This is a genomic window from Burkholderia sp. L-4 (assembly GCF_056856535.1).
Genome location: NZ_JBXEOX010000001.1, coordinates 1,466,279 through 1,488,868, shown reverse-complemented (window position 1 = coordinate 1,488,868; position 22,590 = coordinate 1,466,279). Strand labels below are relative to the sequence as shown.

The window sequence follows — 22,590 nt, the reverse complement described above, 5'->3', positions numbered from 1 at the left end:
CGAAGGCGCGCGCATCCGGGATGCGCGCCCGGTCGCGCATGTCGCGCCGGCCCGATCAGAACGTGTAGGTCACGCCCGCCATCCCGTAGTAATTGCTGCGCGACTGGACGATCGGGCTGTCGCCGTAGCGGCCGAGCAGCCGCGTCACGCCGCCGGTCGCGAGCACCGACCAGTGCCGCGACAGCGTCCAGTTCCACGCGAGCGCCATCGACGCGCTGTCGATCCCGCCGCTCGTCGAATACGGCCGGAACCGGCTCGTCATCGACTGGGCATCGGTCACGCCGTAGAACGTCTGCATGTAACGTCCCGAGCCCGCGTGCACGGTGCCCGTCACGATGATCTCGTGCTGCGACGTCTTGAGCACCGGCACCGCGAGATCCACGTGCCCCGACACGCCGCGCGACGTGTGCGTCACCGGTGTATCGATCGCGACGCTCAGTTCGGCCGCATCGAAGAGCGTCACGCCCGCGCGCACGCCGACGAGCACCGAGCCCGGAATCCGGCTCATGCCCTTCAGGTAGTCGGAGCCCGGCAGGTCGAAGCGGTTCTCGTCCGCGCGGCCCGCGTCGTAGCTCACGGCCGCCGACACGAACACGCCGTGCGGCAGGTTCAGCTTGTAGCCCGCGCCCTCGGTGCTGTCGATGAAGAAGCCGTTGCCGAACGTCGCGGAGAACGACGGTGCGACGACGCCGCGATACTGGTTGCTGCCCGCGTAGCGTGGCGCGAAGCCGCCGCCGAGCGACAGCGAATACTGGTTTTCCGCGTGGGCGGCGGCGGCGAGGGTCAGGCCGGCGAGCGGCATGCAATAACGATAGCGGCGGAGTAGGGGGCGCACAATATTGAGATCAGAGTGACGGAGCCCGAAGTCTAGGTGCGGCCTTGCGCCGCGACTGTCCTGAATGTGCGGAGAATCTGTGCTCAATTGTGTTCGATTGTTCGAGATTGTCGCCCCGCTCCCCCGCCCTCCCGTACGCCGGATAGAATTCGCGTGCCGCGCCGCCCATCAGCCTGCCGGGTGCGAGATGGCGCGCGCATCCCGAGGAGACCATGAACGAAGACCCGCTCAAATACCGTGTGCTGCTGATCGAGGACGACGACCGTCTCGCGCAGCTCGTCCGCGAATACCTCGACGGCTACGAATTCGCGGTGACGGTCGTGCGGCGCGGCGACCTTGCCGTCGCGGCCGTGCGCGAGCACCAGCCGGCCCTCGTGATCCTCGACCTGATGCTGCCGAACCTCGACGGGATGGAAGTCTGCCGGCGCATCCGCGCGTTCACCAACGTCCCCGTGCTGATCCTGACCGCGCGCGCCGACGTCTACGACCAGATTGCGGGCCTCGAGACCGGCGCCGACGACTACGTGACGAAGCCGATCGAGCCGCGCGTGCTCGTCGCGCGCGCCCGTGCGCTGCTGCGCCGCGCGCAAACGGCCGCGGCCGAAGCGCCCGTCGCCGCGCCGGAGGCGCTCGTGTTCGGCGAACTGACGATCTCGCCGCCGAACCGCACCGTCACGTGGCGCGGCGAGCCGGTCGACCTGAAGACGGCCGAATTCAACCTGCTGCTGATCCTCGCGCGCGCGGCCGGCACCGTGCTGAGCCGCGACGACATCCTGAAGCAGTTGCGCGGGATCGAATTCGACGGGCTCGACCGCTCGGTCGACTCGGGTATCTCGAAGCTGCGCCGCCGCTTCGAGGATGCGTCGTCGGAGCCGCACAAGATCAAGACGATCTGGGGTCGCGGTTATCTGTTCAGCCCTTCCGCGTGGGACGAATAAATGCTGCGCCCGTTGATCAGGCTGTACCTCATCGTGATCGTGTGCGTCGCCGCGTCGATCATGTTCATCCAGCTGGCGTTCGACCGGATCTTCTACGAGCGCGTCGCGCAGGCGCAGCGCGATTCGCTGACGACCTATTCGTTCGTGCTGAACGACTACCTCGAGCGCCATCCGGGCGCGCAGCGCGAGCTTGCACTGCGCGAACTCGCGCTGCACGGCAACGAAGGGTTCGGCTTCATGTCGATGGCCGACGCGCGCGCGCAACTGAGCGGCGCACCGCTGCGCGATCTCGATGCCGGCAGGATCGCGATCAGCTACAACGGCAAGGATTACTACATGCCGCTCGCGGATGGCTCGGTGCTGCATGCGCGCCCGATCGAGCCGCCGGATCTCGACATCCGGATCTATGCGTACCTGCTGCTCGCGCTCGCGGCGCTGTTTGCGGTCGTGCTGTGGATTCACTATCACTGGCGCGACATTCGGCGGCTGCAGGATGCCGCGCGCGCGTTCGGCGCTGGCAAGCTGTCGACGCGCGTGAAGCTGGCGGGCAAGAAGTCGAACATCTACGAGCTGTCGCGGCAGTTCAACGACATGGCCGAGCGCATCGAGGCGTCGATCAAGCAGCAGCGCGAAATGATGCATGGCATCTCGCATGAACTGAAGACGCCGCTCGCGCGGCTCGAATTCGGGCTCGCCCTGCTCGCCGAACCCGACGAGACCGGACGGATGCGCGAGCGCCGCGATGCGCTGCGGCGCGACGTGCGCGAACTCGACGAGCTCGTCACCGAGCTGCTGACGATCGGCCGCCTCGAACAGGGGGCGAGCGAACTCGCGCCGATGGAGATCGTCGTCGACGCGCTGATCGACAGTGTCGCCGGCAACGTCGCGAACGACGTCGCCGATCGCGGGATCACGCTCGACGTATCGGCGTTCGGTGCGCCCGCGACTCACGTGTGCGATCCGAAGCTCGTCGCCCGCGCGCTGCTGAACCTGATCCGCAACGGCGCGCGTTATGCGTCGCGCAAGGTCCTGCTGGCCGCTGCCGGCGACGCGAGCGGCGCACTCGTGCTCAGCGTCGACGACGACGGCCCCGGCATTCCGGTCGCCGAACGCGCGCGCGTGTTCGAACCGTTCCAGCGGCTCGACTCCAGCCGCGACCGGCAGACCGGCGGTTTCGGGCTCGGGCTCGCGATCGTGCGGCGCGTCGCGCAGGTGCACGGCGGCGACGTGCGGCTCGAGGATTCGCCGCTCGGCGGCGCACGCTTCGTGATCACGCTGCCCGCGCTGACACTGCCGGACAGCCTTTTCGACATGACGGGCACCGATACACGCGCCGACGCGCCCGGCGACGTCAAGCGCACGGCCACGCCGTCGCGATGACAGGCACGGTGGGCCGCCGCCCCGCCGCCACCCGACCGGATCCGATTGCTCGCCGCTCAGCGGCGGCGCAGCAGCGCGACGAAGAACAGGCTGCCGAACAGCGCCGTCACGATGCCGATCGGCAAATCCTCCGGCGCGGCCAGCGTGCGGGCCGCGACGTCGGCCCACACGAGCAGGATCGCGCCCGTCAGCGCGGCGACCGGCAGCAGCCGACCGTGCTCGGCGCCGACGACTCGCCGGCACAGATGCGGCGTGACGAGCCCGACGAAGCCGATCGCACCGCTCACCGCGACCATCGCGCCCGTCGCGAACGACGCGACGACGAACACCTCGCGCCGCATCCGCGCGCTCGGCACGCCGAGCGACGCCGCGGCGACATCCCCCGACATCAGCGCGTTCAGTTCGCGCCGTCGCGCGTACAGCGCGCCGCCGGCAAGCACCGCACACACGGCCGGCACCGGCAACAGGCCCCAGCGTGCGAGCCCCACGCCGCCGAGCATCCAGAACAGCACCGACGATGCGGCGCGCTGGTCGCCGAGATACAGCAGCAGATTGCCGAATGCGGCCATCATGAACGACACCGACACGCCCGCGAGCAACAGCCGGTCCGATTCGAGCCGGCCGGCCCGGTGCGCGAGCGCGACGACGCATGCGGTTGCCGCGAGCGCGCCCGCGAACGCCGCGGCCGACAACGTGAACGGGCCGAACGCCGCACCGGCGACCACCGTGACCGCGACGGCGCCGAGCATCGCGCCCGCGCTCACGCCGAGCAGATGCGGATCGGCCAGACGATTCGCGGTCGCCGCCTGCAACGCGACGCCGACCGCCGCCAGCGTCGCCCCGACGGTCGCGGCCAGCAGCGCGCGCGGCATCCGGATCAGCCACACGATGCTGTCGTCGCCCGCGCTCGCCGCGACCGCGCCAGTCTCGCCGAACGCCGAGGCGAGGTGCGCGGCCACGATCCGCACCGCGGCCGGCATCGCGATCGGCGCCGGACCGAACGCGGCCGACACGACGATCGACACGATCAGCAGCACGGCCAGCGCCGGCAGCACGACGCGCATGCTCATCGCGTCGGCCCGGCGAACGCGGCCGGATACAGCGCACGCGCCAGCATCTCGACGGCCGCGACGTTCTCGGGGCCTGGCGTCGCCGCATCGTACGGAATCACGACGAAGCGCCGGTCGCGGATCGCCGCCACGCGCGCGAGCGCCGGCTGGCTCAGCAGGAACTGCTGCTTCTGCGCGGCCGTCACCGCCGAGTAGTCGACGATCACGATCGCCTGCGGATCGCGCGCGACCACACTCTCCCAGCTCACCTGCGTCCAGCTGCGCGGCAGGTCGTCCATCACGTTGCGCGCACCGGCCGCCGCCAGCAACGCGGTCGGCATCGCGAGCCCGCCCGCCGTCATCGGCTTGTCGGTCCCGCTGTCGTAGACGAACACGCGCAGCGGCGCCGGCTTCCCGAGCGTGCGCGCCACCGCCGCGAGACGCGCACGCATCGCGGCGACGACTTGCGCGGCACGCGCGTCGACGCCGAAGATCCGGCCGAGATTGTTCAGGTCGCGGAACACGTCCTCGAACGACGCGGCCGATTGCTTCATCACGTGCGAGCACGACTCGGTCAGTTCGTAGGTGCGAATGCCGAACGGTGCGAGCGTCGCGGGCGTCACGGCGCCGCCGACATGCATCCCGTAGTTCCAGCCCGCAAGATAGAAGTCGGCGCGCGCGGCGGCCAGCACCTCGAGCGACGGATACTGGCTCGCCAGCTCGGGCACGCCGCGCAACGCGTCGCGCACGCGGGCGGTGCCCGTCTTCCAGCCGCCGATGCCCGTATAACCGACGAGCCGGTCCTTCAGGCCGAGCACGAGCATCATCTCGGTCAGGTTGACGTCGTTGCTGACCGCGCGCGTCGGGGCACGCTCGAACGTCACGTCGCGCTCGCAACTGCGCACGGTGACGGGATAGGCGCCCGCGTGAGCGGCGGCGCAGCCGAGCGCGGCGGCGGCAACCAGCCGGCGTGCGACGGAGGACAAAGGAAACGGCATGGCGGTCATTCCGGATGAAGCGGCGTGATGCGCGGCCGGCCCGACACAGGATGCCGATCGACGAGCGCGGCGACGCCGAATACGTCGCGCAGCAGCGCATCGGTCAGCACGTCGCCCGGCGTGCCTGACGCGACGATCCGGCCATGCGCGAGCACGTGGAGCCGGTCGCAATACGCGGCCGCGAGATTGAGGTCGTGAATCGTCGCGAGCGTCGCGATGCCGAGGCGGCGCACGCGTGCGAGCAGTTCGAGCTGGTGACGCAAGTCGAGATGGTTGGTCGGTTCGTCGAGCAGCAGCAATTCGGGCTGCTGCGCGAGCGCGCGGGCCAGCAGCGCACGCTGCTTCTCGCCGCCCGACAGCGAGGCGAAGCGTTGCGCGCGGCGCGCGACGAGGCCGACGTCGCGGAGCGCGGATGCGACGATCCGGCGATCGTCGGCCGACTCCGCGTCGAACGCTCGCTGGTGAGGCGTGCGGCCCATGCCGACCAGTTCGTCGACCGTCAGCCCGAAATCGTCCGGCGTCTCCTGCTGCAGCACCGCGATGCGCTGCGCGACCGCGCGCGGCCGCATGCGCCAGACGTCCTGCGCATCGAGCGCAACGCGGCCCGCATCGGGCCGCGCGTAACGGAATATGCAGCGCAGCAGGCTCGTCTTGCCGCTGCCGTTCGGGCCGACCAGCCCGACGAATTCGCCTTCGGCGACCGTCAGCGTCACCGAATCGAGCACGTCGATCGCGCCGCCGGGAGACCAGCTCACGCGTTCGATGTCGAGCATGTGGGTGACGGGACGCATGTCGCGCCGCACTAGAAACGCATCGTCGCGACGAGCTCCGCCGAGCGCGACGGGCCGAGCAGCCATTGCTCGCCGCCGTTCGACGTCGTCACCGCGTACGTGCGGTTCGCGAGATTGCGCAGATACAGCGCGAGCTCGGTGCGCGACGTCGGCTGCCAGCGCAACGATGCATCGAACACCGTGTACGACGGCACCTGCAGGCGGTTCGCATCGTCGCCGTAGGTCGCGCCGACGTAGCGCACGCCTGCATTCGCCTGCCAGCGTTCGGCGAACGCCCAGCCAAGCCACAGGTTCGCGGTCTGCTGCGGCACGTTGGACGGCACGTTGCCGGCTCGCGATACCGTCGCGCCGCCGTCAGTCTGGTTGAATTCGTCGTAACGCGCGCGCAGCAGCGCGACGTTCGCGTCGATCGTCCAGCCCTGCGGCAGCCGCGCACCGCCCGTCAACTCGATGCCGCGCGACGATTGCCGGCCAACCTGCCGGCGCAGCGCCGGATGGAACGGATCGCTGCTGAGCAGGTTGCGCTTCGTGATGTCGTACACGGCGAACGTCCAGTATGCGCGGCCGTCGAGCAGCGTCTGCTTGAGCCCGGCCTCCCACTGCTCGCCGGTCGCGAGCCGGTAGTTCGCCTGTGACGCGGACAACGTCACGAGCGAGCCGAGCCCCTCCGCGCCCGTCGTGTATTGCGCATACGCGCTGAGGGTCGGGGCGACTTCGAACACGAAACCGGTGCGCCAGCCGACGTTCGCGAAGCGCTTGTCGAAGCCCGCGCCGGTCGCCGCCTGTTCGCGGCTGAAGGCGATGTGGTCGTAGCGCACGCCGCTCAGCCAAGCGAGCCGCGGCAGCACTTCGAGCCGGTTCTCGGCGAACACCGCGGCCTGCCGCGCCCGCGTGCTGAATTGCGGCACGGTCGGATCGGGGCTCGTGAAGATGCCGGGGTCGAAGCCGTGCACGGGCACCGTCGATTCGCCGCCGTACGGCGAGTTGTTGATGCCGCTGAACGTGATCCGGCTGAACTCCGTGCCGACGACGAAGCGGTTCGCACGGCCGAACAGCGTGCCGTCGACGCGCGCGCTCAGGCGGTCGCCGATCTGCCGCTGGTGGTGGCCGATGTCGAGATAGTCGCCGCGCGTGACGCGCCCTGCCGCGGGATCGAGCGCGTACGATTCGGCGTTGCGCCAGTGGCGGTTCGACGTCAGGTAGTAGAGCTGGTTGTCGATCGTCACGCCGGCAGCGGGCCGGTAACTGGCCGACAGGCGCGTCCACTGGTCGTAGTACGAAATCGTCGCATCGCCGACGGTGTAGTTGAGCTTGCGCAGCGACGGATCGAGCACGCCGTTCGGCGCCGGCACGCCGTAGTAAGTCGCCGGCATCTGGCGGCCGTAGTCGTAGTCGAGCGTCAGCGTGAGCCGCGGGCTCACGTCGAGCTTCAGTGCGCCGCCGAGCGCCGTCGTATGCGTATCGGCCCGCTCGGCGAGGCCGTTCGCGCGCGCGTCGCTCGCATAGAAGCGGTAAGACAGCCGCGCGCCGAGCGCACCCGTCGTATCGAACGCGACGCGCTTCGCGCCGTCGAGGCCGATGCCCGCCTGCAGCGTCGTCTGGCGCGTGCGCTGCGGCCGCTTCGGCACGACGTTCACGACGCCGCCGATCGCGCCCTCGCCGTACAGCACCGACGCGGGGCCGCGCAGCACCTCGATGCGCTCGGCCGACCACGTATCGAACGGAAACGTGATCGTGCCGGCCGCCGGCATCAGCCGCACGCCGTCGAGCAGCGTCATCACCGATTCCTGCCCGCTGAAACCGCGCACGCTCAACGCGGTGCCGCCGTTGCCGGGCGCCATCGCGCTCGCGAAGCCGGCCGCGCGCGTGACCGCGTCGAGCACCGTGCGATCGCCGCGTGCGTCGATCGTGGCGGCCGTGACCGTCTCGACGCTCGCGGGCGTATCGAGGCTCGCGAGCCCGAGCCGCGAGCCTGTTTCGAGCGGTTGTGCCAGCGGGTCGGTTGCTACGGGTTGCGCACTGACGTTGATCGCCGGCAGCACATGCCGCTCGTCCGGTGCGGATGCGGCCGCTTCGGCGGCCAACGCGCCGGAGGTCGCCATCGCGCAGCCCAGCAGGGTCGTGCAGCCGCGCGCCGCGCGTGTGCGCCAGGCGCCCGCGTTCCGGCGCTGCGCGGCATGGTGCCGCTCCCCGCGCGCCAGATGGTTTCCGGATTTCGTCACGTCGTATCGATCTGGGTGGAATGTCGTCGCCGGCCACCGGCGACGAAAACGTCGGATGATACAATATATCAACTCGATCCGTCAGGAATTTGTCAGCCTTTCTGCCCTTCCCGGTGCCGTTACAGCGGAAAACTGAACCGCACCTACAGCGTGTCGCCCTGCGGCCGGTTGCGCATCGCGAACTCGCGCCGGGACTTCACGACCCCGCCCGACGCCGGGCCGCGATCAGCGGCCGACTTCCTTCCACTTGCGCGCGAGCCCGAGGCGTTCGAAACGCTCGATCAGGAACTCGGTGAACACGCGGATCTTCGCCGGCTGGTGCCGGCGGCTCTGGTACGCGATGTTGACGGTGAGCGCGGGCAGTTGCCAGTCGGTGAGCACCGGCACGAGCTTCCCCGCGACGATATCGTCGTGGATGATGTAGAGCGGCTGGATCAGGATGCCGAACCCGGCGAGAGCCGCCGCGCGGATCACCTGCCCCTCGTTCGCATCGAGCACGCTCTTGATCGTGACCGACTGCGTCTTCGCGCGATGGCGGAAATGCAGCACGTATGGATCGTTCGCGAGGTTGTAGACCAGCAGCCGATGGTCGCACAGCGCGTCGGGCGTCGCCGGCGCGCCATGCTTCGCCAGATACCCGGGCGACGCGGCCAGCACGCGCCGCGTCTCGGCGAGCTTGCGCACGGTGATGCCCGAATCGGCTTCGTGCTCGCGCGTGCGGATCGCCACGTCGATGCCGGCCTCGATGAAATCCGGGTAACGGTTCGCCGCGACGATCTGCACGTTCAGGTTCGGGTACCGCCGGTGAAACTCCGGCAGCGCGGGCGCGATATAGATCGACGCGAACGACACCGACGCGGTCACGCGCAGCGTGCCGGCCGGATTGACGCTCGCTGCGTTGACGGCCGCATCGGCCTCCGACAGCTCCGTCAGGATCGCGACGCAACGGCGGTGGTACTCGTGCCCCGCGTCGGTCAACCACAGGCGGCGCGTGGTGCGCTCGACGAGCCGCGCGCCCAGCCGCTCCTCCAGCGCATTCAGGCAGCGGCTCGCCGCCGCGCTCGACATGCCGAGCCGTTCGGCGGCCTTCGTCAGGCTGCCCAGCTCGGCCACCTGCACGAAAAATTCGATCTGCGTCCACTTGTCCATGCGTTCGATTCTTCCACCTGACGGAGAACAAAACTCCTCCAAACCCGCTTTTTTACGTTTCCGGGAGGAATTAATGTTACGTCAGCGCGCCATCGAACGACATCAGGAGACAACCCCTATGCGCAATCTCAACGAAGACACCATCACGCAGGCCGTGATCGCGTCGCTCGCCGGCTGTCGCGACGAGCGGCTGCGCACGGTGATGACGAGCCTCGTCCAGCACCTGCATTCGTTCGCCCGCGAAACGAAACTCACCGAGGCCGAATGGCAAGTCGCGATCGGCTTCCTGACGGCCGTCGGCCACATCACCGACGACAAGCGCCAGGAGTTCATCCTGCTGTCCGACGTGCTCGGGTTGTCCACGCTCGTCACCGCGCAAAACCATGCGAAGCCGGCCGGCTGCACCGAGGCGACCGTGTTCGGCCCGTTCTACGTCGACGGCAGCCCCGAGTTCGCGATGTTCGACGACATCGCGAACGGCGCATGCGGCGCGCCCTGCTTCGTGTCCGGCCAGGTGCGAAGCATCGACGGCACGCCCGTCGCGAACGCGTCGCTGGAAGTCTGGCAAGCCGACGAAGACGGCCACTACGACGTGCAGCAGCCGGCCGACGACGGGTCCGTCACGCATCGCGCACGCGGCCGGCTGCGCAGCGGCGCCGACGGCCGTTACGCATTCCGCTCGATCCTCGCGGAGCCGTATCCGATTCCGCACGACGGCCCCGTCGGGGCGATGCTCGATGCGCTCGGCCGCCACCCTTGGCGCCCCGCCCACCTGCACTTCATGATCGCAGCGCGCGGCTACGAAACGCTGATCACGCACGTATTCCGCGACGGCGACCGCTATCTCGACTCCGACGCGGTATTCGGCGTGCGCTCGACGCTCGTCGCCGACTGGGTGCGGCATGCGCCCGGGCTCGCGCCCGACGGGTCGCGAATGGACACGCCGTTCTACACGCTCGACTACGACTTCGTGCTGAATCCCGCGGAGCGGGTCGCATGATCCGGCGCGTCGTCATGTGGAACGTTGCGGGCGCAACCGACTACGAGCGCGCGACGGCGCGCGCCAGCGTCAAGACGGCTTTCGAGAGCCTGCGCGGCAGGATTCCGGGCATGACGCACCTCGAGATCGGCACGGACCTCGGTGCGGCCGACCACGCATGCGACCTGATTCTCGTCGCCGAATTCGAATCGCGCGAAGCGCTCGACGGCTACGCGACGCATCCCGAACACGCACGCGTACGCGACACACTGACCGGCCTGCGCACTGCGCGCCATCAGGTCGACTACGCGACGGAGTGAGCACGACATGAACTTCATCTATCAGGCGCGACCGGCACGCGTCGTCTTCGGCGCAGGCAGCCTGCACCATCTCGAACGCGAAGTACTGGAGCTCGGCGCGCAGCGCGCGATCGTGCTCTGCACGCCGGAGCAGCGCGACCTCGCGCAACGCATCGTCGACCGGCTCGGCGCACGTGCCGCCGGGCTGTACGACCGCGCGACGATGCACGTGCCGATCGAGATCGCCCGCGATGCGCAGGCGTTCGCGACATCCTGCGACGCCGATTGCGCGATCGCGATCGGCGGCGGCTCGACGATCGGCCTGGGCAAGGCGATCGCGCTCGAAAGCTGCCTGCCGATCCTTGCGATACCGACCACGTACGCCGGCAGCGAAATGACGCCGATCTACGGCCTGACCGAAGGCGGCCTCAAGCGCACCGGCACGGATGCACGCGTGCTGCCGAAGACGGTGATCTACGATCCCGAGCTCACCGTGACGCTGCCAGTCGAGCTGTCGGTGACGAGCGGCCTCAATGCGATCGCACACGCGGCGGAAGGCCTGTACGCGGACAACGCAAATCCGGTCATGAGCCTCGTCGCCGAGGAAGGCATTCGCGCGCTGGCGCGCGGCCTGCCGGGCGTGCGGCGCGATCCCGCCGATCTCGCCGCGCGCGGCGATGCCCTCTACGGCGCGTGGCTGTGCGGGATGGTGCTCGGCAACGTCGGCATGGCGCTGCACCACAAGCTCTGCCACACGCTCGGCGGCAGCTTCAACCTGCCGCACGCACCGACCCACACGGTCGTGCTGCCGCACGCGCTCGCCTACAACGCCGCGCACGCGCCCGAGGCGATGCAGCGGATCGCCCGCGCGCTCGGGACCAACGACGCCGCGCGCGGCCTCTACGCGCTGGCGCGCGACAACGGCGCGCCGGTGTCGTTGAAGGCGATCGGCATGCAGGCGGCCGATCTCGATCGCGCGGCCGACCTCGCGGCGGCCAATCCGTACTGGAACCCTCGCCCGATCGAACGCGACGGCTTGCGCGCGCTGCTGCAGGACGCCTTCGATGGCAACCTGCCCGGCTCGACCGCGTACTGACCCGCACATGCGACAAACCCACCAACGAACCCCGGCGAGACAACCCGCACGAATGCCGAACGACGCCATGCGGCGACGGGCCGGGACCATGCGGCAGCCACGCCTGCGCTCACCCGCCGATCTTGAACGTCGGCATCTGCTGCCCGAGCCGCGCGCCCATTTCCGCACCGAGCGCCTGCAGCGCATTGAACGGCCGGATCATCACCTCGAACTCGACGATCCGGCCGTCGTCGTCGAAGCGGATCATGTCGATTCCCTTCAGCGCCTTGTCGCCGACGCGCGCGCTGAACTCGAGCACGACGCTCCGACCGTCGTCGCTGACGAACTGGCGGTGATACGCGAAATCCTCGAGGATCGTGATCACCGTGCGCAGCGCGATCAACAGCGCAGGCGCCGGCCCGTACGGCTTGAACGCCATCGGTGAACGGAACACGGCATCCGGGTGGACGATCGACTCCAGCGGCCCGAAGTCCTTGTTCTCGACCATCACGTGCCATGCGTCGAGCGACTTCGCGACAGCGGGATGAACCTGCGTCGTTGCATTCATCTTCGTAGACTCCTGAATCGTCGAACGGAAAGAAAAGCGAATCGGCGTCAAAGCGTCGCGGCCAGCGTCGTACCCTGGTGAATCGCGCGCTTCGCATCGAGCTCGGCGGCTTCGTGCGCGCCGCCGATCACATGAACCTTGCACCCGGCCGCCTCGAGCTGCACGGCGAGTTCGCGCAACGGTTCCTGCCCCGCGCAGATGATCACGTTGTCCACCGGCAGCGTCCGCTCGACGCCGTCGATCGTCACGTGCAGTCCCTCGTCGTCGATGCGCCGGTACGTCACCGCCGACGACATCCCGACGCCGCGCGCCTTCAGCGCGGTGCGATGAATCCAGCCGGTGGTCTTGCCGAGCCCGTCGCCGACCTTCGACGCCTTGCGCTGCAGCAGGTGGACATGACGTGCCGCCGGTTCGGGCCGCGCATGGCCGAGACCGCCCGCGTTCGCATACGTCCGGTCGACACCCCACTCGGCAAAGAACCGCGCTGCGTCGACACGTTCACCGTCGCCGCGATGCACGAGATATTCGGCGACGTCGAAGCCGATGCCGCCGGCGCCGACGATCGCCACGTCGCGGCCGACGACCTTGCCGTCGCGCAACACGTCGAGATAACCGAGCACCTTCGGATGGCCGACGCCGTCGATCGGCGGCGTGCGCGGCACGATGCCGGTCGCGATCACCACTTCGTCGAATTCGCCCTGCAGCAGCATCTCGGCGGTCGCGCGCGTATTGACGTGCAGCGTCACGCCGCGCAGTTCGATCTGCCGGCGGAAATAGCGCAGCGTTTCGTTGAACTCTTCCTTCCCGGGCACCTTCTTCGCGATGTTGAACTGACCGCCGATCTCGGCGCCGGCTTCGTACAGCGTCACCGCGTGACCGCGTTCGGCCGCCGTGACCGCGAAGCCGAGGCCCGCCGGCCCGGCGCCGACCACCGCGATCCGCTTGCGCTGCCCGGCGGGGCGGATCACGAGTTCGGTTTCATGGCAGGCGCGCGGATTGACGAGGCAGGACGTGATCCTGCCGCTGAAGGTATGGTCGAGGCACGCCTGGTTGCAGCCGATGCACGTGTTGATTTCGTCCGCGCGCCCTTCCCGCGCCTTGCGGACGAATTCGGCATCGGCAAGGAACGGCCGCGCCATCGACACCATGTCGCAATAACCGTCGGCGAGCAGTTGCTCGGCCACTTCCGGCGTGTTGATCCGGTTGGTCGCGACGAGCGGGATGCCGACCTTGCCCATCAGCTGCCGCGTCACCCACGCATACGCGGCGCGCGGCACCTTGGTCGCGATGGTCGGAATGCGCGCCTCGTGCCAGCCGATGCCGGTATTGAGGATCGTCGCGCCGGCCGCCTCGATCGCTTGCGCGAGGCGGATCACCTCGTCGAGCGTCGAGCCGCCTTCGACGAGATCGAGCATCGACAGCCGGTAGATGACGATGAAGTTCGTGCCAACGCGCTCGCGCACGCGCCGCACGATCTCGACCGCGAAACGGATGCGGTTCTCGTACGCGCCGCCCCATGCGTCGTCGCGATGGTTCGTGCGCGCGGCGATGAATTCGTTGATCAGGTAACCTTCGGACCCCATGATTTCGACGCCGTCGTAGCCCGCATGCTGCGCGAGCGCCGCGCAACGCACGAAATCGGCGATCGTCTCGTCGACTTCGTCGCTGCTCAACGCATGCGGCGTGAACGGGTTGATCGGCGCCTTCAGCGCGCTGGGCGCCGCGAGCGCCGGGTGATACGCGTAGCGTCCGAAATGCAGGATCTGCAGCGCGATCTTGCCGCCCGCCGCGTGCACCGCGCGCGTCACGACACGATGGCGTTCGGCTTCCGCCTCGGTCGTCAGCATCGCGCCGCCCGGCGCCGGACGGCCGCGCTCGTTCGGTGCGAATCCGCCCGTGACGATCAGGCCGGCCTCGCCTCGCGCGCGCTCCGCGTAGAACGCCGCCATCCGCTCGAAACCGTTCGGCGCTTCCTCGAGTCCCACATGCATCGACCCCATCAGCACGCGGTTCCTGAGCGACGTGAAGCCCAGGTCGAGCGGGGTCGTCAAATGCGGATAACGGGATGTCATCGGGGCGTCTCCATTTTTATGCAACAAGTTGCACATATGGTAGTTCACCGCATCCGTTTATGCAACATGTTGCATAAACGGGATTCCTGGCTTGTACTGTGGCCCCGATATGGCAAGATGCGATTCATTCCGCGGCCTCCTCCGATCCGACATGTCCTTGCCTCACGCCCTCCTCACCGCGCTCGCCGAACGTCCCGGTTCGGGGTCCGAGCTTGCCGACCGCTTCGATCGCTCGATCGGTTATTTCTGGCAGGCGACGCATCAGCAGATCTATCGCGAACTGGGGCGCCTCGAGGAAACGGGCTGGATCGAATCGCTGCCCGCCGAATCGGGCCGTGGCCGCAAGCGTGCCTATCGGATCCTGCCGGCCGGCAAGAAGGAACTGCGACGCTGGATCGCCGAACAGGAAGATCCGACGCCGCTGCGCGAAGCGTTGATGGTGCGCCTGCGTGCGGAAGCGGTGCTCGGCCCGTCGGGCCTCGAGGACGAAATCCGGCGGCGGATCGCGCTTCACCAGGAGAAGCTCGACCTGTACCTGAAGATCGAGGCGCGCGATTTTCCGGAAGGCGCCGACTCGCGCGCGAAACGCTTGCAGCATCTGGTGCTGCAGGCCGGCATCGCGAACGAGCGGTTCTGGGTCGAGTTTTCGCAGGACGCGCTCGACACGCTGCGCCTGCCGAAGGATTGATCCGCTGACGGAACATGGGCGGCGTTCGTCTCGGCGCCGATCGGCATCGCGCTCGCGCATCGCATGCGCGGTAACGATGAGCCTGCCGCGGTTCACGCGGCCCCGCTGCCGCAGGCAATCGGCCGCGCGGCCGACGTTGAATAGCCGCGCGGCGAATCAGGATCACGCGCCGGGCAGGATCACCACCTTGCCCTTCACCTGCCGGTTCGCCATCCGTGCGATCGCGTCGGCCGCGCCGGCCAGCGACACGCGCTCGGTGATCGCCGGCCGCACCTTGCCGGCCGCGAACCATTCGGCCAGCAGCCGCATGTTCGCGACATGCTGCGCCGGGTCGCGGCGCACCGCATCGCCCCAGAACACGCCGAGAATGTCACGCTCCTTGAGCAGCGCGAGGTTCAGCGCGATCGTCGGAATCTCGCCGGCCGCGAAGCCGACCACGAGGAACCGGCCGCGCCAGGCGGTCGCGCGCAGCGCCGCTTCGCTGTACGCGCCGCCCACCGGATCGTAGACGACGTCGGCACCGCGCCCGCCGGTCAATGCGTCGACGCGCCGACGCAGGTCTTCGATCGCATAGTCGATCGTCTCGTCGGCCCCCGCTTCACGGCACAACGCGAGCTTGTCCGCGCTCGACGCCGCCGCGATCACGCGCGCGCCGAGCGCCTTCGCGATCTCGATCGCCGCGAGCCCGACCCCGCCCGCCGCGCCCAGCACGAGCAGCGTCTCGCCCGCCTGGAGCCGCGCGCGCTGCTGCAACGCGTGCAGCGACGTGCCGTAGGCGAGCACGAGCGCCGCCCCCTGCTCGAACGCCATGCCCGGCGGCAGCGCGGCGATCTGGTGCACGTCGGCCACGCACTGCTCCGCGAACCCGCCATGCCCGGTGAACGCCACCACCGAATCGCCCGGCCGATACGCGCTCACGCCGTCGCCGACCGCGTCGATCACGCCGGCAAACTCGGCGCCCGGCGAGAACGGCAGCGCCGGCTTCACCTGATACAAGCCCTGGACGATCAACGCGTCGGGAAAATTGAGCGACGCCGCCTTCACCTGGATCCGCACCTGGCCGGCGGCCGGTTCGGGAATCGCGACGTCCTCGATACGCAAACTGTCGATCGGGCCGAATGCGGTACACAACAGGGCTTTCATGCGCTTCTCACTCCTTGCGCGGCGCGGCCGCGCATCGGTACGGTCGGCGGAATGCTCCCGCCCGGCCGGCTTGCGACGAACCGGCGACGGCCGGCAGCACCCGCCCCCGCGATATCGTCCGCATGCCGGAATGTCGGTGACGCAACGTTCAGAACCACGTGTCCCGCATGTCGAGCGTCGTCGTGTCGACGCTCGACAGCAGATCGAGCTGCGCATCCACCTTCGGCAACTCCCAGCGGAAAAAGTATCGGGCCGCCGCACGCTTGCCGTCGTGGAAATCGCCGTCGTGCCCGTGCGCGGCAAGCGTCACGTCGAGCCACAGCCATGCGACGACGAGGTGGCCGAACGCTTCGAGATAGACGCTCGCGTTCGCCAGCCGTGTCCGCGGATCGCCGATCGCGCCGAGCTGCCGCGTGACGTCGCACAGTCGCGCCCAGCGCCGCGCCAGCGCATCGGCCTGCTCGCGCGTGCCGGCATCCAGCGCTCGCGCGCGCTCGACCGTCGCGCCGATCCGCGCATCGAGCGCATGCAGCAGCGCGCCGTCGTCCTGCGCGACCTTGCGGCCCAGCAGGTCGAGCGCCTGGATCCCGTGCGTGCCTTCGTGAATCGGATTCAGCCGGTTGTCCCGGTAGAGCCGCTCGACCGCGTAGTCGCGCGTGTAGCCGTAGCCGCCGTGCACCTGGATCGCGAGGTCGTTCGCGGCGAGACACCACTGCGACGGCCAGCTTTTCGCGATCGGCGTGAGGATGTCGAGCAGGCCCGCGGCCTGGGCGCGCGCGTCCGCGTCGTCGTGCGCGCGTGCTTCATCGACCAGCTTCGCGCAGTACAGGATCAGCGCGAGACCGCCTTCGACATAGGCCTTCTGCGCGAGCAGCATGCGCCGCACGTCCGGATGCTCGACGATTGGCGCCTGCGGCGCGGCCGCGTCCTTGCCGGCCGGCCCGAGCGGACGCCCCTGCGGCCGGTTGCGCGCATAGTCGAGCGCGCGCAGATAACCGGTATAGCCGAGCGCCACCGCACCCGCGCCGACGCCGATGCGCGCCTCGTTCATCATGTGGAACATGTAGGCGAGGCCATGGTTCGGCTTGCCGACCAGGTAGCCGATCGCGCCCGCACGCCCTTCCGGACGATAGCGCGTGCCTTCGCCGAAATTCAGCAGGCAGTTGGTCGTGCCGCGATAGCCCATCTTGTGGTTCAGCCCGGCGAGCACGACGTCGTTGTGCTCGCCCCGCGCACGGCCGTCGGCGCCCGGCAGGTACTTCGGCACGATGAACAGCGAGATGCCGCGCGTGCCGGGCTGCAGCCGGCCGTGTTCGTCGGGAATCTTCGCGAGCACGAGGTGCACGATGTTCTCCGCCAGCTCGTGTTCGCCGCCGGAGATCCACATCTTGTTGCCGGTCAGCCGGTAGCGCGGGCCGAGCGGCGAGTCGCCCTCGAAATCCGCCCGCGTCGCGATGTCGGACAACGACGAGCCGGCTTGCGGTTCGGACAGGCACATCGTGCCGAGGAAGCGCCCTTCCAGTTCCGGGCGCGCGAACGCGTCGATCTGCGCGGGGCTGCCGTGCGCGACGAGCAGGTTCGCGTTGGCGACGGTCAGGAACGGATAGGCGGCCGTCGCGATGTTCGCGGCCTGGAAGAACAGGAACGATGCGGCTTCGACCAGCTTCGGCAACCGCATGCCGCCGAGCGCGTCGTCATGGCCCGCGGCGATCAGCCCGGCGTCCGCGAACGCGCGCACGGCCGGCTCGACCTCGGGGATCAGCGTCACGCGCTCGCCGTCGAAATGCGGTTCCTCGCGATCGCCGCGCGCCGCATGCGGTGCGAACAGGTTCTCGGCGATCCGCTCGCTGGTGTCGAGCACCGCGTCGAAGGTCTCGCGACTGTGCTCCGCGAAGCGCGGCAGCGCGGCGAGCGCTTCGGCGTCGAGCCAGTCGTACAGCAAGAACGCGAGATCGCGTCGCGACATCAACAGGCTCATCGTGCTGCCTCCCGGGCGCCGGCTTCGTCAGCCGAATGAAGGGTTCGTGACCGCAAGTTGCTGGCAGGAATTTAGCACGATCGTTCGCAAACGACAACGACGGGCGAGCTAGTCCGCGTACCCGGGATTAAGTCGATCGAGCCGGCGCAGCAATCCCGGCCAGACGAGCGCCCCGGCGCCCATCCCGCGCGTGACCGCGGCGATCTGCTGCCTGATACCGTCGAGAATCGGTTGCGCGATCGGCCGCAGCGCCGCGCCGCCGGCCTGCGCGCGGACCTGGATCATGCACGCGGCCTCGAAGAAGTACATCGCGACGAACGCGTCGGCCGGCGTCGCGCCGACCGTCAAGAGCCCATGATTGCGCAGCATCAGGTTCGTGTTGCCGCCGAGGTCCCGCACGAGGCGCGCCTTCTCGCCCTCGTCGAGCGCAATGCCTTCGTAATCGTGATACCCGAGCGACGCCAGCACGCCGAGCGACTGCTGCGACAGCGGCAGCAAGCCGGCTTCCTGCGCCGATACGGCGACGCCGTTGATCGAGTGCGTGTGCATCACGCACAGCGCGTCGTCACGGGCCGCATGCACCGCGCTGTGAATCGTGAAGCCGGCCGGGTTGATCTCGTACGGCGATTCGGACACCTTGCGACCGTCGAGATCGATCTTGACCAGCGACGACGCCGTGATCTCGTCGAACATCATCCCGTACGGGTTGATCAGGACATGATGTTCCGGGCCGGGCACACGCGCCGAGATATGGGTGAACACGAGATCGTCCCAGCCGAACAGCGCGGTCAGGCGATAGGCCGCCGCCAGGTTGACTCGCGCATCCCATTCGGCGGGAGAAACCGCCTGCTGCACACTGACATCGGATGAGGCCACGTCACACTCCTTGTTCAGGGATCGATGCGAACCGGGCCGCGCGAAGCGGCCCGGCGTCGGAGGGATTGTGCGTCAACCCGCCTGCGGCTTCGCGAGCTGATCGGCAATCGGCAGGCTGCGGATGCGCGTGCCGGTCGCCGCGAAGATCGCGTTGGTCAGCGCCGGTGCGACGGGCGGCAGGCCCGGCTCGCCGACGCCGCCGAGCGGTGCCGTGAAGTCGTCCGGCGCGACGAGATGCACGCGGATCTCACGCGGCGCCTCGTTCATTCTCAGCACCTGGAAGCCGTTGAAGTTGCTCTGTTCCGGATGGCCGTCCTTGAACGTGATCTCGCCATGCAGCGCGATGCCGAGCCCCATCACCACCGCTCCCTCGAGCTGCGAGCGCACGCGCTCCGGATTGACCTGAGGCCCGCAGTCGATCGCGATGTCGACACGCGGCACCGTGATCCTGCCGTCCGCGCCGACCTGCACCTCGCAGACCGCCGCCGTGTACGACACGAAACTGCGATGCGCGGCGATCCCGAGCCCGTGCCCCTTCGGCAGCTTGCGCCCCCAGCCGGCTTCGCGCGCGACCGTCTCGACCACGCGCCGCAGCCGCCCCGTATCGACCGGGTACAGCGCGGGATCCTCGCCGTAGTTCACGTTCTTCACCGTGATGTGCGGCTCGAAGCGCCGCGCGGGCCCGATCAGCGCGAGCAGGAAATCCTTCGGGTCGCGGCCGGCCGCGTGCGCGAGCTCCGACACGAAGCTCTGGATGCCGAACGCATGCGGGATGTTGTAGACCGAGCGAAACCAACCGATCCGCGTGTGCCCTTCGGCAACCGGATTCTCGATCCGCACGTTCGGGATCGCGAACGGCAGGTCCGCGATCCCCTGAGCCAGTTCGCCCGGCTGCTCGTGCACGATGTCCGGCTTGAAGGTCGACTGGATCGACGGCGCGACCGTGCGATGCTGCCACGCGACCACCTTCCCCGACGCGTCGATCCCGCCGTCGAACGCCTCGAGCGACACCGCGTGGAAATAGTCGTGCGCGATGTCGTCCTCGCGCGTGAACGTCAGCTTCACGGGCGCGCCGACCGCCTTCGACAGCAGCGCGGCTTCCACCACGTAATCGGGTTTCGACTTGCGGCCGAATCCGCCGCCGAGCAGCGTCACGTTGACCGTCACGCGCTCGGTCGGCAGCGCGAGCGCCTTCGCGACCTCGTCGCGGGTGGTCTGCGGCGCCTGCGTGCAGGTCCACACCTCGCAGCGGCCGTCGGCCACGCGCGCGACGGCCGCGGGCGGCTCCATCGTCGCGTGGGCGAGATGCGGGATGTAGTACGTCGCACGGACGCGTTTCGCGGCGCCGGCGAGCGCCGCGGCCGCATCGCCGTCGTTGCGGATCACGTCGCCCGGCTGCGCGGCGGCCGCCTCGAGCGCCTTGCGATAGTCGGCCGAGTCGTAGCCCGCGTGGGGCCCGCGCTTCCAGTCGATCTTCAGTTGCGCGCGCGCCTGGATGGCCGTCCACGTGTCGCGTGCGACGACGGCCACGCCGCCGAGCGGCTGGAAGCCGGACGGCAGCGGCGCCGACGCAAGCTGCACGACCTTGACGACGCCCGGCAGTTTCTCGGCCGCCGACGCATCGAATGACGCGACCGTGTCGCCGTAGGCCGGCGGCCGCGCAACGACCGCATACAGCATGCCGTCGAGCCGCGTGTCGATCCCGTAGTGCGCACGGCCGCCGACGATGTCGCGCCCGTCGATCAGCGCGGTCTTGCCCTTGCCGATATAGCGGAATTCGGCCGGTGCCTTCAACGCGAGCGTCTTCGTGTCGGGCACCGGCAACGCGGCCGCTTTCGCGGCGAGTTCGCCGAAACCGAGCTTGCGCCCGCCCTTCGTGTCGACGACCTCGTGCACCGATGCCTTGACCTGGCCCACATCAACGCCCCACTCGGTCGCGGCCGCCTGCTCGAGCATCGTGCGCGCGGCGGCCCCTGCCCGACGCAGCGCGGCGAAACTCTGGCGCAGGCTGCGCGAGCCGTCGGTGTTCTGGTTGCCGTAGCGCGGCTCGTCGCCGACGGCCTGCGCGACCTTCACGCGCGCCCAGTCGGCACCCAGCTCGTCGGCGACCACGAGCGCGACGCTCGTGCGCACGCCCTGTCCCATCTCGGAGCGGATGCAGGTGACGGTCACAGTGCCGTCCGGGGCGATCGCGACGAACAGGTGCGGATCGTCGCGCAGCCCGTGCGGCATCCCGGCGCCGCCGTATTGCGGGTTCGTGCTGACGGGCGGCTGCACCGGTGCCGCGGCCTGCGCGAGCGACGGCACGCCGAACGCGAGCAGCAGCCCGCCGGACGCGAAGCCCAGCAGCAGCGCGCGGCGGCTTTCGTTGTGGACGGAGAGTTCGGGCGCGCTCATGCGGCACCTCCGCGGCGCACGGCCAGGCGGATCGCCGCACGAATGCGCGTGTAGGTGCCGCAGCGGCAGATGTTGCCGGACATCGCATCGTCGATGTCGGCATCGGTCGGATGGGGATTCGTCTTCAGCAGCGATGCGGCCTGCATGATCTGCCCGGACTGGCAGTAGCCGCATTGCGCGACGTTCAGTTCCTGCCATGCCTGCTGCAGCGGGTGGGTCAGGTCGGTCGACAGTCCCTCGATCGTCGTCACGCGCTTGCCGGAAGCCGCCGCAACGGGCGTGATGCACGACCGGATCGCGACGCCGTCGAGATGAACGGTACACGCGCCGCACAGCGCCATCCCGCAGCCGAACTTGGTGCCGGTGTGGCCGAGCACGTCGCGCAGATACCAGAGCAACGGCATCTCGGGATTGCCGTCGAAGTGTTGCTCGCTACCGTTGACGGTCAGCGTGATCATCGTTCACCTCCTGGTCGAGGCGCCCGCGTCGCACCACGGGTGCCGTGTGGGGATTCGAACGGTGCCGGCCCGGCACCGCCTGGCGGACTGCTTCGCCGGAAGCACCAGCGGCCGACGGGCTATCGGTGCCGATGACGACCGGGTGTTCGACTCCGAGCGAAAGCGGGCGCCCGCGGGTCCCGATTCTGCCCCATGCAAACCGTCACTCAGGCGACGCGACCCTGTCGGGGCTGCCAGAAACGGTGCCCGGGATCGCCGCTGCCCCCGCGCGCGACGTCCGGCCCGGAGGGCTTCGACATGCCCGGCCAGGCGGATTCGTATGGGGATTGAGCCGCGCTCCAACTTTAACCGATGTGCGGCAGCTTCGCGCCGCCGGGCGCTTTCCAGCCGACCGGGTCGAGACCGAACTCGTGCCGCATGGGTTGCGACGGATGACCGGGGATCGGATGCATCGGATCCCCGCATCTGAAACCGGGAGTTTGCCGTGCATTCCGGCCGATGCGGGGCGGGTATCCGCGGAAGTATCCATGCGCGGCGCCGCACCGAGAACGGAGCAGTCCGCTAAGACAGTCTTGAAGAACGCGGCGGGAAAATTCGTTCGGGGTCGCGCAAATGCGAGGATCCGGCCGGCCTGGCGGCCGAACCGGATTCTCGCGCGACGGCAACGAACGGTACGGAAGTACGCTATCGCGCGA

Annotated in this window: 19 protein-coding genes; 6 read left to right on the top strand and 13 right to left on the bottom strand. The window is 69.1% G+C overall.

The window, feature by feature from the left end; all coding sequences use genetic code 11:
* Window positions 1-55: 55 nt before the first annotated feature.
* On the bottom strand, window positions 56-802 hold the full coding sequence (locus AC1VVG_RS06980; protein ID WP_482835415.1) for a MipA/OmpV family protein: 747 nt from the start codon (window positions 800-802) through the stop codon (window positions 56-58).
* Window positions 803-1,047: 245 nt separating this feature from the next.
* On the opposite strand from AC1VVG_RS06980, the gene AC1VVG_RS06975 reads away from it, so the two are divergent.
* Both AC1VVG_RS06975 and AC1VVG_RS06970 read left to right on the top strand, forming a co-directional pair.
* A complete protein-coding gene (locus tag AC1VVG_RS06975) occupies window positions 1,048-1,773 on the top strand; it encodes a response regulator (protein WP_367189498.1) in 726 nt (241 codons plus the stop codon).
* Entirely contained in the window at window positions 1,774-3,153 is a 1,380-nt protein-coding gene (locus tag AC1VVG_RS06970; RefSeq protein WP_343727060.1) for an ATP-binding protein, read from the top strand.
* A 56-nt stretch (window positions 3,154-3,209) separates the two neighbouring features.
* Here AC1VVG_RS06970 and AC1VVG_RS06965 read toward each other — a convergent pair whose 3' ends face one another.
* From AC1VVG_RS06965 to AC1VVG_RS06945, 5 genes are all read right to left on the bottom strand, one after another.
* Window positions 3,210-4,217 carry a FecCD family ABC transporter permease gene (locus AC1VVG_RS06965; protein ID WP_482835889.1) on the bottom strand — a complete coding sequence of 336 codons (1,008 nt, stop codon included), beginning with the start codon at window positions 4,215-4,217 and terminating at the stop codon, window positions 3,210-3,212.
* Window positions 4,218-4,219: 2 nt separating this feature from the next.
* Window positions 4,220-5,209 (bottom strand): ABC transporter substrate-binding protein, encoded by a 990-nt coding sequence (locus AC1VVG_RS06960; RefSeq protein WP_482835414.1) that lies wholly within the window; start codon window positions 5,207-5,209, stop codon window positions 4,220-4,222.
* Window positions 5,206-5,991, bottom strand: a complete 786-nt coding sequence (locus tag AC1VVG_RS06955; RefSeq protein WP_482835413.1) for an ABC transporter ATP-binding protein — start codon at window positions 5,989-5,991, stop codon at window positions 5,206-5,208. The genes AC1VVG_RS06960 and AC1VVG_RS06955 overlap by 4 nt, the downstream gene beginning before the upstream one ends.
* Window positions 5,992-6,002: 11 nt before the next feature.
* Window positions 6,003-8,093 carry a TonB-dependent receptor gene (locus AC1VVG_RS06950; RefSeq protein WP_482835888.1) on the bottom strand — a complete coding sequence of 697 codons (2,091 nt, stop codon included), beginning with the start codon at window positions 8,091-8,093 and terminating at the stop codon, window positions 6,003-6,005.
* A gap of 345 nt (window positions 8,094-8,438) precedes the next feature.
* Window positions 8,439-9,362, bottom strand: coding sequence for a LysR family transcriptional regulator (locus AC1VVG_RS06945; protein WP_059557035.1), 924 nt, complete (start codon window positions 9,360-9,362; stop codon window positions 8,439-8,441).
* A gap of 118 nt (window positions 9,363-9,480) precedes the next feature.
* Here AC1VVG_RS06945 and AC1VVG_RS06940 point away from each other — a divergent pair, with 118 nt between their 5' ends.
* From AC1VVG_RS06940 to AC1VVG_RS06930, 3 genes are read left to right on the top strand one after another with little or no spacing between them, the layout of a single operon-like run.
* The gene (locus tag AC1VVG_RS06940) at window positions 9,481-10,362 is read left to right on the top strand and encodes an intradiol ring-cleavage dioxygenase (RefSeq protein WP_069706040.1); all 882 of its coding nucleotides are present in this window, start codon (window positions 9,481-9,483) and stop codon (window positions 10,360-10,362) included.
* Entirely contained in the window at window positions 10,359-10,661 is a 303-nt protein-coding gene (locus tag AC1VVG_RS06935; protein ID WP_482835412.1) for a Dabb family protein, read from the top strand. The genes AC1VVG_RS06940 and AC1VVG_RS06935 overlap by 4 nt, the downstream gene beginning before the upstream one ends.
* 7 nt (window positions 10,662-10,668) lie before the next feature.
* Window positions 10,669-11,736, top strand: a complete 1,068-nt coding sequence (locus AC1VVG_RS06930) for a maleylacetate reductase (protein WP_482835411.1) — start codon at window positions 10,669-10,671, stop codon at window positions 11,734-11,736.
* Between the two features lie 109 nt (window positions 11,737-11,845).
* Here AC1VVG_RS06930 and AC1VVG_RS06925 read toward each other — a convergent pair whose 3' ends face one another.
* Together AC1VVG_RS06925 and AC1VVG_RS06920 are read right to left on the bottom strand one after the other, a co-directional pair.
* Entirely contained in the window at window positions 11,846-12,283 is a 438-nt protein-coding gene (locus AC1VVG_RS06925; protein ID WP_049032393.1) for a nuclear transport factor 2 family protein, read from the bottom strand.
* 47 nt (window positions 12,284-12,330) lie between these two features.
* Window positions 12,331-14,355, bottom strand: a complete 2,025-nt coding sequence (locus tag AC1VVG_RS06920; protein WP_034186698.1) for an NADPH-dependent 2,4-dienoyl-CoA reductase — start codon at window positions 14,353-14,355, stop codon at window positions 12,331-12,333.
* Between the two features lie 151 nt (window positions 14,356-14,506).
* Here AC1VVG_RS06920 and AC1VVG_RS06915 point away from each other — a divergent pair, with 151 nt between their 5' ends.
* Window positions 14,507-15,043 carry a PadR family transcriptional regulator gene (locus AC1VVG_RS06915; protein WP_049032392.1) on the top strand — a complete coding sequence of 179 codons (537 nt, stop codon included), beginning with the start codon at window positions 14,507-14,509 and terminating at the stop codon, window positions 15,041-15,043.
* Window positions 15,044-15,205: 162 nt separating this feature from the next.
* On the opposite strand, the gene AC1VVG_RS06910 is transcribed toward AC1VVG_RS06915, so the two are convergent.
* The 5 genes from AC1VVG_RS06910 to AC1VVG_RS06890 form a co-directional block, all read right to left on the bottom strand.
* Entirely contained in the window at window positions 15,206-16,186 is a 981-nt protein-coding gene (locus AC1VVG_RS06910) for an NADPH:quinone oxidoreductase family protein (protein ID WP_482835410.1), read from the bottom strand.
* A gap of 148 nt (window positions 16,187-16,334) precedes the next feature.
* On the bottom strand, window positions 16,335-18,164 hold the full coding sequence (locus tag AC1VVG_RS06905) for an acyl-CoA dehydrogenase (RefSeq protein ID WP_482835409.1): 1,830 nt from the start codon (window positions 18,162-18,164) through the stop codon (window positions 16,335-16,337).
* Between the two features lie 108 nt (window positions 18,165-18,272).
* A complete protein-coding gene (locus AC1VVG_RS06900) occupies window positions 18,273-19,040 on the bottom strand; it encodes a class II aldolase/adducin family protein (protein ID WP_049029982.1) in 768 nt (255 codons plus the stop codon).
* Window positions 19,041-19,112: 72 nt separating this feature from the next.
* Window positions 19,113-21,437: a xanthine dehydrogenase family protein molybdopterin-binding subunit gene (locus tag AC1VVG_RS06895; protein ID WP_482835408.1), complete on the bottom strand. Its 2,325-nt coding sequence runs from the start codon at window positions 21,435-21,437 to the stop codon at window positions 19,113-19,115.
* Window positions 21,434-21,895 (bottom strand): (2Fe-2S)-binding protein, encoded by a 462-nt coding sequence (locus AC1VVG_RS06890; protein WP_482835407.1) that lies wholly within the window; start codon window positions 21,893-21,895, stop codon window positions 21,434-21,436. Before AC1VVG_RS06890 ends, AC1VVG_RS06895 begins: the two co-directional genes overlap by 4 nt.
* Between the last annotated feature and the right edge of the window lie 695 nt (window positions 21,896-22,590).

Coding starts and splice junctions, on each gene's coding strand:
- AC1VVG_RS06980 (WP_482835415.1), bottom strand. CDS start 802: ATGCCGCTCGCCGGCCTGACCCTCGCCGCCGCCGCCCACGCGGAAAAC.
- AC1VVG_RS06975 (WP_367189498.1), top strand. CDS start 1,048: ATGAACGAAGACCCGCTCAAATACCGTGTGCTGCTGATCGAGGACGAC.
- AC1VVG_RS06970 (WP_343727060.1), top strand. CDS start 1,774: ATGCTGCGCCCGTTGATCAGGCTGTACCTCATCGTGATCGTGTGCGTC.
- AC1VVG_RS06965 (WP_482835889.1), bottom strand. CDS start 4,217: ATGCGCGTCGTGCTGCCGGCGCTGGCCGTGCTGCTGATCGTGTCGATC.
- AC1VVG_RS06960 (WP_482835414.1), bottom strand. CDS start 5,209: ATGACCGCCATGCCGTTTCCTTTGTCCTCCGTCGCACGCCGGCTGGTT.
- AC1VVG_RS06955 (WP_482835413.1), bottom strand. CDS start 5,991: ATGCGTCCCGTCACCCACATGCTCGACATCGAACGCGTGAGCTGGTCT.
- AC1VVG_RS06950 (WP_482835888.1), bottom strand. CDS start 8,093: ATGGCGACCTCCGGCGCGTTGGCCGCCGAAGCGGCCGCATCCGCACCG.
- AC1VVG_RS06945 (WP_059557035.1), bottom strand. CDS start 9,362: ATGGACAAGTGGACGCAGATCGAATTTTTCGTGCAGGTGGCCGAGCTG.
- AC1VVG_RS06940 (WP_069706040.1), top strand. CDS start 9,481: ATGCGCAATCTCAACGAAGACACCATCACGCAGGCCGTGATCGCGTCG.
- AC1VVG_RS06935 (WP_482835412.1), top strand. CDS start 10,359: ATGATCCGGCGCGTCGTCATGTGGAACGTTGCGGGCGCAACCGACTAC.
- AC1VVG_RS06930 (WP_482835411.1), top strand. CDS start 10,669: ATGAACTTCATCTATCAGGCGCGACCGGCACGCGTCGTCTTCGGCGCA.
- AC1VVG_RS06925 (WP_049032393.1), bottom strand. CDS start 12,283: ATGAATGCAACGACGCAGGTTCATCCCGCTGTCGCGAAGTCGCTCGAC.
- AC1VVG_RS06920 (WP_034186698.1), bottom strand. CDS start 14,355: ATGACATCCCGTTATCCGCATTTGACGACCCCGCTCGACCTGGGCTTC.
- AC1VVG_RS06915 (WP_049032392.1), top strand. CDS start 14,507: ATGTCCTTGCCTCACGCCCTCCTCACCGCGCTCGCCGAACGTCCCGGT.
- AC1VVG_RS06910 (WP_482835410.1), bottom strand. CDS start 16,186: ATGAAAGCCCTGTTGTGTACCGCATTCGGCCCGATCGACAGTTTGCGT.
- AC1VVG_RS06905 (WP_482835409.1), bottom strand. CDS start 18,164: ATGAGCCTGTTGATGTCGCGACGCGATCTCGCGTTCTTGCTGTACGAC.
- AC1VVG_RS06895 (WP_482835408.1), bottom strand. CDS start 21,437: ATGAGCGCGCCCGAACTCTCCGTCCACAACGAAAGCCGCCGCGCGCTG.
- AC1VVG_RS06890 (WP_482835407.1), bottom strand. CDS start 21,895: ATGATCACGCTGACCGTCAACGGTAGCGAGCAACACTTCGACGGCAAT.